10 protein-coding genes are annotated in these 13,659 nt (G+C 47.0%); 3 read left to right on the forward strand and 7 right to left on the reverse strand.

Annotation, left to right across the window (positions count from 1 at the left end; all coding sequences use genetic code 11):
- Positions 1–32: 32 nt before the first annotated feature.
- Together D0C16_RS00215 and D0C16_RS00220 are read left to right on the forward strand one after the other, a co-directional pair.
- Positions 33–1,658: an AMP-binding protein gene (locus tag D0C16_RS00215; RefSeq protein WP_151030470.1), complete on the forward strand. Its 1,626-nt coding sequence runs from the start codon at positions 33–35 to the stop codon at positions 1,656–1,658.
- Between the two features lie 178 nt (positions 1,659–1,836).
- Positions 1,837–2,976 carry a patatin-like phospholipase family protein gene (locus D0C16_RS00220; RefSeq protein ID WP_151030471.1) on the forward strand — a complete coding sequence of 380 codons (1,140 nt, stop codon included), beginning with the start codon at positions 1,837–1,839 and terminating at the stop codon, positions 2,974–2,976.
- Positions 2,977–3,056: 80 nt separating this feature from the next.
- On the opposite strand, the gene D0C16_RS00225 is transcribed toward D0C16_RS00220, so the two are convergent.
- Together D0C16_RS00225 and D0C16_RS00230 are read right to left on the reverse strand one after the other, a co-directional pair.
- Positions 3,057–3,782 carry a hypothetical protein gene (locus D0C16_RS00225; protein WP_151030472.1) on the reverse strand — a complete coding sequence of 242 codons (726 nt, stop codon included), beginning with the start codon at positions 3,780–3,782 and terminating at the stop codon, positions 3,057–3,059.
- Between the two features lie 224 nt (positions 3,783–4,006).
- Positions 4,007–6,079, reverse strand: a complete 2,073-nt coding sequence (locus D0C16_RS00230) for a S46 family peptidase (RefSeq protein WP_151030473.1) — start codon at positions 6,077–6,079, stop codon at positions 4,007–4,009.
- Between the two features lie 194 nt (positions 6,080–6,273).
- On the opposite strand from D0C16_RS00230, the gene D0C16_RS00235 reads away from it, so the two are divergent.
- A complete protein-coding gene (locus tag D0C16_RS00235) occupies positions 6,274–7,644 on the forward strand; it encodes a sigma-54 dependent transcriptional regulator (protein WP_151030474.1) in 1,371 nt (456 codons plus the stop codon).
- A gap of 18 nt (positions 7,645–7,662) precedes the next feature.
- On the opposite strand, the gene D0C16_RS00240 is transcribed toward D0C16_RS00235, so the two are convergent.
- The 5 genes from D0C16_RS00240 to D0C16_RS00260 form a co-directional block, all read right to left on the reverse strand.
- Positions 7,663–8,898, reverse strand: a complete 1,236-nt coding sequence (locus D0C16_RS00240) for an acyltransferase (protein WP_151030475.1) — start codon at positions 8,896–8,898, stop codon at positions 7,663–7,665.
- Positions 8,899–8,919: 21 nt separating this feature from the next.
- On the reverse strand, positions 8,920–9,159 hold the full coding sequence (locus tag D0C16_RS00245; RefSeq protein ID WP_151030476.1) for a hypothetical protein: 240 nt from the start codon (positions 9,157–9,159) through the stop codon (positions 8,920–8,922).
- Positions 9,160–9,181: 22 nt separating this feature from the next.
- Positions 9,182–11,605: an ABC transporter permease gene (locus D0C16_RS00250; protein ID WP_191968615.1), complete on the reverse strand. Its 2,424-nt coding sequence runs from the start codon at positions 11,603–11,605 to the stop codon at positions 9,182–9,184.
- 28 nt (positions 11,606–11,633) lie between these two features.
- A complete protein-coding gene (locus D0C16_RS00255; RefSeq protein WP_151030478.1) occupies positions 11,634–12,314 on the reverse strand; it encodes an ABC transporter ATP-binding protein in 681 nt (226 codons plus the stop codon).
- A gap of 70 nt (positions 12,315–12,384) precedes the next feature.
- Positions 12,385–13,638, reverse strand: coding sequence for an efflux RND transporter periplasmic adaptor subunit (locus tag D0C16_RS00260; protein WP_191968616.1), 1,254 nt, complete (start codon positions 13,636–13,638; stop codon positions 12,385–12,387).
- Between the last annotated feature and the right edge of the window lie 21 nt (positions 13,639–13,659).

Raw genomic sequence — 13,659 nt, forward strand, 5'->3', positions numbered from 1 at the left:
CGTTAAACAATAACAACAGTGGAGATACATGCATGTCGCTGAATTACGACAGAACTCTCGCGGAGGTATTTGCGCAATCCTGTAAGCAATTCGCGGACTGTAAGGCTTTCACCTGTATGGGGCATACGCTCAGCTATGCTGAACTGGATCAGCTTTCCGGGCGATTTGCCGCCTACTTGCAACAACATACCCAGCTAAAGCCGGGCGACCGAATTGCCGTGCAATTACCAAATATCCTGCAATATCCGGTGGTAGTGTTTGGCGCACTGCGCGCAGGCCTCGTCGTGGTAAATACCAATCCACTTTATACCCCGCATGAAATAAAGCACCAGTTAAATGACTCGGGAGCTAAGGCTCTGGTGGTGTTGGCGAACATTGCTAAAAATGCGGCGGCGATTATCAGTGAAACAAAAGTAGAACAAGTGATAGTGACCGAGTTGGCAGATTTGCACCCGCCTTTAAAACGTATCCTGCTTAATTTTGCGGTTAAATATTTGAAAAAAATGGTGCCGCCGTTTGTATTTCCGCACCAGGTTTCGCTGAACACAGCGCTGTCGTTAGCCTCTCAACCATGGCAAGCGGTTGCACAAACACCGGATGATATTGCCGTGCTGCAATATACCGGGGGCACTACTGGTGTTGCTAAAGGAGCCATGCTGACGCATCGCAATTTGGTTGCGAATATGGCGCAGTTGAATGAGCGCATGAAAAATGTGTTTCGTCCCAAGCAAGAGCTCTATGTAGCTCCTTTACCGCTGTACCACATTTACTCATTCACTATCCATTGCGCTTCTGCGTTGGCGCTGGGTAATCACAATTTGCTGATTCCCAATCCGCGTGATATCCCCGGATTTGTAAAAGCTCTGCAAGGCGTTAATTTTACTTTTTTTGTAGGGCTAAACACTTTGTTCAATGCGCTGATGCGTAATCCGGATTTTTGCAAGTTGGATTTTAGTCATCTGCGATTAACCTGTTCAGGCGGTATGGCATTGACCCACGAAACCGCGCGGCACTGGAGGGAGGTGACCGGGGCCCCGATGAGTGAAGGTTATGGCTTAACTGAAACTTCGCCTGTGGTTTCCAATAATCCGTTAGAGAATGTTCAGGACGGCACTGTTGGTCTGCCGCTGATAGACACCGAAGTTAAAGTAATCGATGAGAATGGAACTGCGTTGCCAAGTGGTGAGGCAGGCGAATTATGTGTGCGCGGCCCACAGGTAATGAAAGGGTACTGGCAGCGCCCGGAGGCTACGGCCGAAGTGATGGATAGTGAGGGCTGGTTTATGACGGGCGATATCGCCGTCATTCAAGGCGATGGCTTTATCAAAATTGTCGATCGCAAAAAAGATATGATCAACGTCAGTGGTTTCAAGGTATTCCCCAATGAAGTGGAAGATGCGTTGAGCAACCATCCGGATATCGTCGAGGTCGCGATCGTTGGCATACCTGATGGCGAAGGCAGTGAAACAGTCAAGGCGTTTATCGTGACCGCGAATGAATCCCTGACGATTGAGCAGGTGCGCAAATTTGCCAAGGAAACCTTAACTGCCTATAAGGTTCCCCATCTAATTGAGTTCCGCAAAGAACTGCCAAAAACCAACGTTGGAAAAATTTTGCGCCGTGAGTTGCGCGATCAGGAAATAGCAAAAGCTAAGTAAATTATACAATTGGCCTGATTCTTTAAAAAGCACCTCTCTTGCAGGTGCTTTTTTATTGCGTGCGCCAATATGGCGATCAACTGCTAAGCTAAAGGTAAGTGGAACTTGGCTTTTTAATAAACCCGGGTGTTGTAATAACGATTATTCGCAGCGCCAGGACTATCGATTAGACGTATTTATGAAACGTGCACTTATTCTATCCGGCGGCGGTGCTCGTGCTGCCTACCAAGTGGGGGTGTTAAAAGCACTCGCTGAAATTCTGCCGGATGATAGTGAAAATCCCTTTCCGATTATCTGTGGCACCTCCGCCGGAGCAATTAACGCGTTGGCGATTGCAGCTCATAAAGGCAATTTCAAATCGGCGGTCAATGCGCTGACGGCGATGTGGCAAAACCTGGAAATAGGGCAGGTATACCAGTATGGCTGGATTGATATTTTTAAAGGGCTTTCCTACTTGGGCTTCTCGTTGATGAATGAAGGCATGGGGCGCCGTAGGCCTTTGTCGTTACTGGACAACGGCCCTTTGTGGAATTTGCTGGGGTCCAAAATTCATTTTGAAAATATTGCGCAATCCATCAATAGTGGCAAGTTGCTCGCCGTTAGCGTCTCTGCGATGGGCTACACCTCGGGGCATTCGGTAAGCTTTTTTCAGGGGCATCCGGATTTACAGGGGTGGACTCGCTATCGTCGTGCGGGAGTACCCACCCAGTTACGCCTGGAGCATTTGTTGGCGTCTTCAGCAATCCCAACAATATTTCCTGCCGTGCGTATTAACCGCGAATATTTTGGCGATGGCGCTTTGCGTCAGCTTGCACCTATGAGCCCCGCATTGCATTTGGGGGCTGATTCGCTGTTTGTCATTGGTGTGAGCGGCAATCGCACCGCGGTGAAAGCTAATCGCCGCGTTCCGCACAGACATTCACCGTCGATGGGCCAAATTGTTGGGCATTTATTTAACAGCGCATTTGTGGATGCGATGGAAAGTGATCTGGAGCATTTGGAACGCATGAATCAATTGCTGAAGTTGATTCCCGAGGAGCAGCGAAACAAGGAGGGAATATATTTGCGCCCTGTGGAGAATATGGTGATTTCGCCGAGTTTGCCGATTGATGGTATTGCTGGGCGCAATGTGCGTTACTTGCCTAAAAGTTTACGCTTCTTCATGCGCGCAACAGGTTCTACCGCGAAAGGTGGGGGTGCAACTGCGGCCAGTTATTTACTATTTTCAACCGAATTTATTAATGAGCTAATTGAGTTGGGGCGAGCGGATGCGTTAGCGGAAGCAGAAAGCATTCAAAAATTCTTTGCCAGTCAGTAACGCATTTATTGGAGTTGATCGCTTAAAAAATAAAAAGGCTGCAAATGAGTGCAGCCTTTTTTATTTCACTCAGCGACGAATTATTTTTGATAATTGACTACGGCAATGTAATGCATGGCGGTAGGTTTATTTTCTACAAAACCCGGAATGAAACGGGATTTTTTCAGGGACGATTCAATATTCGCAGCGTCCGCTTGTTTGCGTAGTGCTGCTTCAATTGTGCTCACCGTTTCCACTTTACCATCAGTTTCAATATTGGCCATTACACGGGTTGTTTTCCCTTCGGCAAAAAAGAGCTTGCCATCACCGTGTTCTTTGGTGGTGTAGTTCGCATACCAGTCGCTGGTGTCCAAACGTTCTTGCGGAGCGTAATAGTTGGTACCGTATTGTGCTTGCAATGTGCCCAAATTCGGCAGCAATACGATAGGGGCCTGGGTTCCGCCGAGCGAATACACTACACGCAACTGCATTCTGACTGGCACAGCCTTACCATCAATAGTTGCTGGCTCAAAAGTCGCAGATTTGAGCGCAGATTCAGTGACGTTCTGCATGGATACCAACGGGCTGTTTTCGTAACAAGTTACCGCGTTGATAGTGCCGCTGGTTAATATGTCGGCTTGGCAATAAACCGCCACCGTTTTAACGCCTTCACCGAAGGATGCGGGCAATGTGATTTGTTTACCCAAGGTGTCTACTGCGTTGCCGAATTTTGCTGGAGTATAAGCAGTCGCGTAGCTCGCAAATGGGGCGGCGGCTGCTAAAATTGCCAGTGAGCGGATCAGTTTTTTAAGAATAATATTGGTCATTGTTGTGCTCCTCGTGAATCAACATACGGCAACCTGCACCCTTATGGGTCATCGATCTCCGATTTCATTGTCAGATTAGCACTCGCGTTATCACACTATTGTGAATAGTTTGTGACAATTTTGGCTGTAAATGCAAAAAAGTTAAAAATTTTTAGTTATTTGGTCACATGGGGACAAGTAGTCTCGCGCCCGGGGACGGGCGCGAGCCAGATGAGCGGGTAAATCTATTTTTTGAGGTGTAATTCTTTGATCAAATGATCGGCTTTATAGACCTTCTTTAACGCTTCGCTGATGGCTGCCGAGTGGACTGATACGGCGCGATTAACCGATTCATCATAGAAATAACTTCCACCTAATGATTGGATGTTGCCGTCAAAAATCAACCCGACTAGCTCACCCTTGCTGTTGATTAGCGGGCTGCCTGAGTTTCCACCTACGATGTCATTGGTAGATACTTGATTGAAGCGAGTTTTCTTGTCCAATTTTTTCTCGTTTGCGGCCCAGGTGCTCGCCAGCTTGAATGGATCAAAATCGGTAGCCCGATCGAATAGGCCGGCAAAATCGGTAAAAGGTTTAATGGCGGTACCCCGCTCATCCCAGCCGCGAATCACACCGTGTGAAAGGCGCAACGAAAAGGTTGCATCCGGGTATACAGAGGTTCCCTTGTAAGCAAAACGCGCTTTGGATAATTGTTCAATCGCCGCTTTTTGCACCGGCTCAATTTGATGATCGAATTGTTCGCGCAGTTTACGACCCTGTGCGTCCAGTTTGCGCGCGAGCACCAGCGCAGGATCATCGCTTTTCGCAATCGCAGCACTTCCAGCTTCCCAGAGTTGTTTACGCAGGGCCGCATCGCCCAGTTTGCTGTTGGTGACAATATTTTTAGCAATCGCCTCTGGCGACTCTTTGCCGAGAATCGCTTTTACAACGGGGTTATCTACCCCTAAACGTTCGCGCAATTTACTCAGTGACCAGCTAAGTTTTAATTGTTCAAATTCCGGGTAGAGCGGTATTTCCGCTAATAAGCCGGCCTGCACATTGGGCAGGGCAGCTTGGGAGAATTCGCGCAGGCGTGCAGCATCGGGTTTGTCGCGCTCAGCGGCGCCACGCACCAGCGTTCTCGCCCAGGTAATTTGCTGCGAAAGCGAACCCATTCCCATCTCAATCATCACGTAATCCAGGTAGAGGTTGCGCCACGCCGTTTGAGTATCGCTAATGGTTTGCCATGGGTCGCCATATTGTTGCTGGCGTGCAGTATCGGCATTTACCCAGTTGCGAAAGTTATTTTCACTATCGCGTTTTTCTTGCATAACGGCGGGCGATAGCAATGCCTGGAACATACCCGTGCGCGCTTTAATACCGTTTTCGACAGAAAATAATTCAGTCTGGGCAATGCGCGATTGCTCATCTCCCTCGCGTGAATATTGGAGCAGTAGCCCACGATACTCCGACGCGAATATTAAACGGAAAGGCAGTACCAGATCGCGTTGCGTTTCAAGTTCCGCCATAGTGAGTAGGCGCTGGGTGGCGCCTGGGTGCCCCAGCGTCATTACCAGTTCATTTTCTTTGGCGCCTTTGGTGTTGATGGGAAACCAATTAGTGTTGGCGATAGGCTTGCCATTTTCATACACACGTAATAAACCCATATCCAGGTTGTAACGCGGGAAGTTAAAGTTGTCTGGATCACCACCAAAAAAACCCGCGGCATATTCGGGCGCAAATACTAATCGCACGTCTTGATAGCGATTGTATTGATAGACATGATACTCGCCACCATTGTAGAGCTCTACAATATCGCAGCGCCGCTTATCGCCTGCATCGCCCATACATTCTTTTTCAATTCGCGATTGCTCGGCTTTTTTGGCGTCGGCGAAGGCTTTTCCATTCAATCCTGTCAATGCTTTTTGCATGCGTGCAGTGACATTCTCAGTTTTTTCCAGTTGGTTAATCTCCATGCCCGGGCATTGTTTTTCTTCATTGCGCGCGCGCGCGATAAAACCATCGTTGATCAGGTCTTGCTCCTTGCTGGATAAATCTTCCACACAGGAAACCACACAGTGATGATTGGTGAGCACCAATCCTTCGCCCGAGACAAATGAACCCGAGCAGCCCCCAGCGAGCCGTACTGCACTGCGCATTGTTTTTTGAATCCATTCCGGGGTGGGTTTGAAGTTGTAGTTTTTTTCCAGCTCAGCATAGGGGAGGTTATCCAATGTCCACATACCTTCTGCAGCCATGACTGAACTGGCCATGGTTAGTCCGCCAGCAATACACAACGCCCGTGTTAAAAATCGCATAGGGAAACTCCTGAGCAATATAGAGGATGACTAGAAACTAATTGAATAAATAAAGTGCCTGAAGTGTAAACCAGCTAGCGCGCTCCCGCTATGCGAGTGTGATTTTGTGCGCAATGACATTTACTGTGTATAACCCTGTTTGCTGTTAGTATGTGCGCCGGTAAGTGTTTATTAGAACGCAACGAGAATTTGTTATGGCTGGTCCTCGCATTTTAGTCATTGAAGACAACCGTGAAATTCGCCTTTCAGCCCATTTTGTTTTGGAAGATTTTGGTTTTCAGGTCGAGACGTTGGAGAACCCGGCATTGGCCAAGCCCTGGTTGCAGCAACAGTCCGCCGATTTGATTTTACTGGATATGAATTACGAGCGGGATACTACGTCTGGTGAAGAAGGGTTGGAGTTTTTGCGTTGGTTAAAGCAACAAGGAATGGATATCCCGTTGGTAGCCATGACCGCTTGGACTAACACTCAGTTGGTGGTGAAAGCGATGCAATTGGGTGCGGGAGATTTTATCGAAAAACCCTGGAATAATCAGCGTTTGCACCAGGTATTGCAGCAGCAATTACAGCTGCAGCAGTTGGCGCGCGGCAATCGAGCATTGCAGCAGCGCCTGGAACAAGAGCAACCGGAGCTGGTGTGGCGCAGTGATGCGATGAATCGGTTAATGGAACAATTAACCGCTGTGGCGGCGAGTGAAGCCAGCGTTCTATTGACAGGCGAAAATGGCACAGGAAAAAGCCACTTGGCGCGTTGGGTGCACAGCCAGTCTGCGCGCGCGGCCCAACCTTTTATTGCGGTGAATATGGGGGCAATTCCCGAGTCATTGTTTGAAAGTGAAATGTTTGGTCATAAAAAGGGTGCCTTTACCGACGCGCGTGAGAATCGCATTGGTCGTTTTGAGCTGGCGCAGTGCGGCAGTTTATTTTTGGATGAAATAGCCTGCATCCCATTCGCTCAGCAAAGCAAATTGTTGCGTGTGCTGGAATCAGGTGAGTTTGAAATGTTGGGTTCGAGCCAAACTTTGCGCGCTGATGTTCGCTTGCTGAGCGCAACTAATGGTGACTTTACCCAACTAATTAAAGAGAGTCAGTTTCGTCAGGATTTATATTACCGCTTAAATACCCTGGAGTTTCGGGTGCCGGCCCTGCGTGAACGCCAGGAAGATATAGCAGTGTTGGCAAATTATTTTATGCGCAAGCACGGGCAGCGCTACCGAAAACCTGAATTAATCTTGAGTGGCTGCGCACAAAAATTATTAACTACTTACTCCTGGCCGGGGAATATTCGCGAGCTAAGCCATGTAATGGAGCGCGCGGTATTACTGGCACGCTCCAGTGTATTAACGTCTGTGGAGTTTAATATTCCCAGTTCCAGTGATGTGCCCGACGCGAATTATTTACTGCCGATGATGACGCTGGATGACGCGGAGCAACAGCTCATTCGTCAAGCGCTTATACAAGCTAACAACAACAAACAGCAAGCGGCTGATTTACTGGGTATTACCAAATCATCGCTTTATCGCCGCTTGGAGAAATATGGTTTTATTAACCCTGACGATCACTAGAGCTAATTTGAGATAGCGTTAATTTGGTTTATTGGGTCCCACAAATGTTTCCGTAGCAACTGTTTGTTGGTGGTGCGCAGGCTTTGCGTTAGACAGATTGTTGCTGGATGGCCTTTCATGTGAAGACCGGTTATTTGACGGAAAGTGGCGTGCGCGAAACTTCATAAAGGGCTCTTCCACTAATTTATACAGCCCCCAGCCAGCAATAAGGCTGAGCAGCAGGATTATTCCCATTCCTACATAGCCATCGGTGTTGAAGCCAGCATTTTTCAGCGGTTCTTTCAGCAATTGATATACGGGCTTGTGAATCAAATAAATAGCATAAGACCAAAGGGCGAGACTAGTGGCGCCGGGAACCTGGTGGCGATTGAGCCAGGATTTCGGCGATAAACCTGCTAGCACCAATAATGAAAAGCTCATCGCTAACAATGAATAGCCAATGCAGGTTGTCCAGGGATTAAAACCAATTCCTTCCTGATAATGAATATTTAAGAATAGGTAAAATACTATTCCGCTGCTTACTAAGCCGGCTAACAACCATTGATTGCCATATTGCAGTAATTTAGCAAAGGTCTTCGGGTGGTAGTTTTTAATCAGTGCCAAGGCAACACCCGGTAACAGCTCATCAAATCGTGAATAGCTCGGGTAGTAAATAAACTGCCAATACTCTTTGCCTGTAATAGCTGCTCCTGCATGGGAAGTAAACATATACCAGCGTGTAATTGCGGCCGCAATAAACGCCAAACCAATTATCAACCACAAGCGCGTTGCATTAGTGGTGTTCGATAGTGCCAGCATACCAATCAATGGAAAGAGTAAATAAAACTGTTCTTCAACGCACAGCGACCAGGAGTGGGTAAAGGTTTCGCCAGGTCGCATATCCAGATTTTGGGTAAAAGTAAGAAATTGCCAGAGCGGTGCAACGTAGGTTCCGTTTAATAGATTCGGGAGGAGTAAATAGAGAGCGAATACCGCATAGTAATTGGGCAGTGTTCGCAATAAACGCCGCGCATAAAAATTTTTGACTGAAAAGTTATCCTTATTGGCATAGGCGCGCAATAGTTGGTCGCCTATTAAATAGCCGCTTAGTACAAAGAATAAATCGACGCCTACCCAACCAATGTTGGAAACAAACCCGAACAGCAGTTCGTTGCTAACGACTACGCGATAGTGGAAAATCAGTACCAGCAGAATCGCAAGTGCTCTTAGTGTGTCCAAGCCGTTCAAGCGGGCTTGAGTAAATGCTGAACTCATTGTTGTTCTCGATCAATTAATTTATTGGATAAGCCCATAGGCGCTTAGTTGAAAAAAGCAGGCGACTTTATCTACTACCAATATTCCCAAATTTTTACTATAAGCTTGAATAAGTGTCAGTTGCTCTGTCGGTTGTATTTGCTTACCTATGAACAATAAAAAGAAAATCCACAATATAACCAATGTAATAGTCAACCAATCAAGATATGTATGCCTGCTGTTGGTTGTTGCTAACAATATTTTTTTTAAAAAATAAGCCATTTATCTTCTCCCTAAAAGTAGCTCAAATTTTATTGATTGCTTCTTGTGGGCTTAGCCTGTGCGCTTGAAACAGTGGAATTCTACTGGCAAATATCACCAATACCGAAAGTACCAGAGTTACACTGATGGCAATACCAATGATGCTCCAATAACTCACCACTATTAATTGGCTCATAATTCCCGGCAAAAATAATGCAAAGCAAAGAGCCCCAAGGATTAATCCCGAACACAGCTTAATATAGGTGTCGCGCATAAATAACCGGGTAATGCGTTGGTCGTCTATCCCAAGTGCTTTCATCACTCCTATGTCGTTGGTGCGTTGCAACATCACACGTGCGCTAATGGCATAAATACTTAAGGCCGACATAATAAAGGCGAGCAGGGTGGCGGGCATAAAGTTAAAGAGCAGCATTTCAAATCGACTGGCGTTGTCAGCTAGAACTTCCTCCATACTGTGGGGCTCTTCAAGGGCAACCTGCGCATCAACTATTCGTGCGGTTTTTAACAATGAATCAGTCCATTGAAACGGATCGCCATCTGTTTTGGCAATCAGATAAACCCCAGCCCATACGGGTAGTATTTGGCGCATGGGGCGGTAGATAGTCTCCATACTGCTTTCAAAAAAAGATATCGGTGGGCCATAAACCAAATCAGGTGCTACACCGACAATGGTTAGCAGTGGGCCGCTCTTATCCGGGTTAAGATGCATTTTTTTTCCAATTGCCGAACCATGGGGCGAAAGCTTTTTAGCGAGCTTTGCACCTACTATAACAACCAGCTCAGCGGATTCACCGTCCGCCGGTGTAAATGCTCGTCCCTCCAATAAATGTAAACCCATGGTTTTAAAATGATTATCTGCAATGGGGATTTCCGTGGCTTGAAGATATTCACCGCTGTTGGTTAAATCAATTTCGGTACTGTTTACCGTGCTCAAATATCCATATCTCCCCGGTATAGCGGCAGCAAATGTGACCTGCTGAATTCCCGGAATCCGGCTGAATTCATCGCCAAGCTTTTCATAAAAATTAACTCGATCAGTCAGCTCAGCATATTTTGAAGGTGGCAACTTAATAAAACTGGTTAATAAATTTTCGCTGTTAAAACCGTAGTCGGTATTGAGCACGTTATAAAAAGACGAAAAAGCAACGCCGGTAAATAACATAAGCACAAACGTGCAGGCCACTTGCAGCGCAACTACTGAGTTCATCAACTTTCCGGTTTGATTGCCTGCGCCACCTTTTTTTCCCGAGTTCAGTTGGCGATAAAACCGCTTACTGGTCGCCATTAATACGGGTACTATGCCGGTGATTAACCACGCGATAACCAAAAAGCCCAAGCCTGCAAAAACGATCGGTTGGTTAAATGATAATTGCCACCAAAAAGGGTCCCATTCGCTAACGACAAAACCTGCCGCGTATTCAATGGCGAGGGCGCAGAATAATAGACCCAGCGCTCCGGCAACGGCGTACAGGAAAAAAGATTCCACCAAGGGCAGTAGCATAATTTTTTTGGCGGAAACTCCCAGCGCATTTTTTATTGCTGCCTCCTTGGCATTGCTGAGCATGCGCACAATTACCAAACTGGTCACACTAAAGCAGGACATGAGCAATACGCTAATTGCTACTACCGTCATTACTTGGGTCATTAGCATGATCGGAGTTGCACGCACCTGGGTTTGGGTTTCCACTTTGACAGATTTTCCCATATAGATTTTATTGTGGTCTCGCTCCAGTTCGGCGGCCAGTCGTTTAAACTCTTCGTCGGCTTGCGCCACACTAATGCCGGGTTTTAATTTCCCCATGATGCCCAGCCAGCCGGATACAGCATCTACCGAAGCTTGTGGTGGAACATAGGAGAGCCAGGCATCTTCATTAGTGGGAAAGCGATAACCTTCGCGCATTACACCAACGAGAGTGGTGGGTTTTCCATCCACTGTAATGGTGCGGCCTACTGCCGATGTATCCCCTTGGAAAACACGTTTCCAGGCGGAATAACTGATCACCAACACCGGCGCTGCGTTAGGCAAATCGTCGCTGGGTAGCAGGGTGCGTCCGAGCAGTGGCGCTTCATTGGTAAGCTGAAATAATACTGAAGTAGTAGCAACTCCCCAAACCTGATGAGTACTGCTTTCGGTGGCAACGGTGAAGCCGCGATCTTCAACAGTAGTAAAAGTATCCAATGTAGTTTGGCGCTGCTGAAAATAATAAGCGTCATAATCTTGCAGGCCACCGTTCAAACGTTGGCGCTCGCGTTCAAAACGGCTGACATACACAATTTTGTCGCCATCCACAAAGGGTAAATCGGTGAGTAAACGCGTATGTACTTGTGCATATAAAAATAACGAAATGGCTAAGCCAAAAGAAATTGCCAGCACAATAACGAAGCTGTATTTCTTATCTTTATACAAGCGCACGGCGGCTTGCTTTACATCAAACAGGGTGACCATAAAAACTCCTTGTTTTGTCGATGGCGAGTTAACTAACCAAGGCCCCATCGGCAAAATGAATAGTACGTGTTGCGTCTTGCGTGTAACGCGGGTCGTGGGTCACTATGCAGACGGTGGCACCGTTCTGGTGTTGTTGTTTAATTAAATCCATTACCGTTTCAGCGCTTTTGGAATCCAGGTTGCCGGTGGGTTCGTCGGCAAAAATAATGCTCGGATCTGTCACCATGGCACGCGCAACGGCAACGCGCTGCTGCTGCCCCCCGGAGAGCTGAGTGGGCGAATGGTTTTTGCGGTGTGCCATGCCCACTTGTTCCAGACAGTGAATTGCACGCGCTTTTACTTGGGATTTTTTCGCACCCGGACGATAAATGAGCGGAAGCATTACATTGTCCAGCACACTCATATTTTCGATCAGGTTGAATGATTGAAAGATAAAACCAATTTCCTGGTTGCGGATATTAGATAGTTGATCGCGCGATAACTTGCTGGTTTCTTTGCCCTTAAAAAAATATTGGCCTTCGGTCGGCGAGTCGAGCAAACCAAGGATTGATAAAATGGTGGATTTACCACCGCCGGATGGTCCGGAAATAGCCAGGTATTCGCCGCGATTAATATGGAAGCTGACTTTGTTAACCGCAAAAGTTTCTACTTCTTCGGTACTAAATACTTTGGTTACATCAACTACTTCAAGCAGTTTGTCATTATTCATGGTTCAGTCCTGTGTAATTTCCTGTTTGATTTCTTGGTGATTAACGCGAATAGTGAGTTCAGGAAAGTGGTTAGTTCAGGCGAAAAGTGTCACTTTCGCGATCCGTTATTTCCGATAAAACAATTTTGTCGCCGATGCTTAAGCCATCAATTACTTGTAAATAATGCGCAGAAAGTGCACCGGATTTAATTGCCGTAAGCCGGGCAATGTTGCCTTCTTTATTAATCAAATACACCGACATGGAATCCCGTTCGGCAACCCTGGCTGGAATTTCTACGTAGAGTGCTTCGGCAATCGATTGGATATAAATAGTGCCGGTAACATACATGCCGATTTTGGCATCCTCGGGGCGTGCCTCGTTTAAGTACACATCCACATCGACGGTACTGCCCTTAATATTAGGATCGACCCGGTGCACATAGCCCTGCACTTGTTTGCGGTTAATTTGCAGTTCTACTTTTTGTTGCACCGTGAGTTGTGATGCCTGAATGGCAGGAACACTGAGCGTAACGTACACAGAATCGGGATCGACTATTTGGGCAATAGGGGTAGAGGTATTAACGCTTTCGCCGGGATTGAAATTAATATTTTGCGCTATGCCTGTGCGTGTTGCGCGCACACTGAGGTCGTCAAATTGTTTTTTTATCCGCTCAGCTTCCTGTTGTTGTGCATTAAAACGAAATTCTGCGGCACTGGTTTGTGCTTTGGCAATTTTATGAAAGCTATTTAATTCCAGCTGCGCAACTTCCAGCTTTCCCTCTGCTTGTTCAACACCTACCTGGGTATTGACGTATTCCAATTCAGGAATAGGAATAACACTGGTAGTTTTTAAGCGAGTGAGGGCGTCGTAGCGCGCTTTAATTTGCTTGTGGTCGAGCCGCGCGTGAATAACGGCGGCTTTTAGTTCGGTCTTGCGTGCATCGAGATTCGCGAGCAATAAATTGAGATCCGCTTGCGCGGCTTGTAAATCTGATTGGCTTTTGGCGTAGCTGGAGGCGATATTATCGTTCGATAGCTCCAACAGCATATCGCCTTTGTTGACCAACTGTCCGGCCTTGACCGGGGCTTTTATTACCTGGCCTTCAACCCGTGCAACTACCCAGTCAGGATCTTTCGCTGCGATCTGGCCGTTGCCTACGACTTGCACACTAAAAGGGCCGCGTTTCACTTCGCCAATACGCAGGGTTTCTTTGTTCAATACCGGGCTGCCCAGGTGACTGTTGAGCAAATAATAGATCGCTCCGCCAACCAGTAAGCCGACAATGAATAGCTTGAGTAAAAATGGTGAAAAGGGATTGTTGGTGCGTTGAATGATTCTATCCACCGTGATTTCCTTAAATATCCT

Source organism: Cellvibrio sp. KY-GH-1, from assembly GCF_008806975.1.
Lineage (GTDB): Bacteria > Pseudomonadota > Gammaproteobacteria > Pseudomonadales > Cellvibrionaceae > Cellvibrio.

Excerpts from the sequence above, each read along its gene's own strand:
- D0C16_RS00215 (WP_151030470.1), top strand. The coding sequence starts at position 33 with ATGTCGCTGAATTACGACAGAACTCTCGCGGAGGTATTTGCGCAATCC.
- D0C16_RS00220 (WP_151030471.1), top strand. The coding sequence starts at position 1,837 with ATGAAACGTGCACTTATTCTATCCGGCGGCGGTGCTCGTGCTGCCTAC.
- D0C16_RS00225 (WP_151030472.1), bottom strand. The coding sequence starts at position 3,782 with ATGACCAATATTATTCTTAAAAAACTGATCCGCTCACTGGCAATTTTA.
- D0C16_RS00230 (WP_151030473.1), bottom strand. The coding sequence starts at position 6,079 with ATGCGATTTTTAACACGGGCGTTGTGTATTGCTGGCGGACTAACCATG.
- D0C16_RS00235 (WP_151030474.1), top strand. The coding sequence starts at position 6,274 with ATGGCTGGTCCTCGCATTTTAGTCATTGAAGACAACCGTGAAATTCGC.
- D0C16_RS00240 (WP_151030475.1), bottom strand. The coding sequence starts at position 8,898 with ATGAGTTCAGCATTTACTCAAGCCCGCTTGAACGGCTTGGACACACTA.
- D0C16_RS00245 (WP_151030476.1), bottom strand. The coding sequence starts at position 9,159 with ATGGCTTATTTTTTAAAAAAAATATTGTTAGCAACAACCAACAGCAGG.
- D0C16_RS00250 (WP_191968615.1), bottom strand. The coding sequence starts at position 11,605 with ATGGTCACCCTGTTTGATGTAAAGCAAGCCGCCGTGCGCTTGTATAAA.
- D0C16_RS00255 (WP_151030478.1), bottom strand. The coding sequence starts at position 12,314 with ATGAATAATGACAAACTGCTTGAAGTAGTTGATGTAACCAAAGTATTT.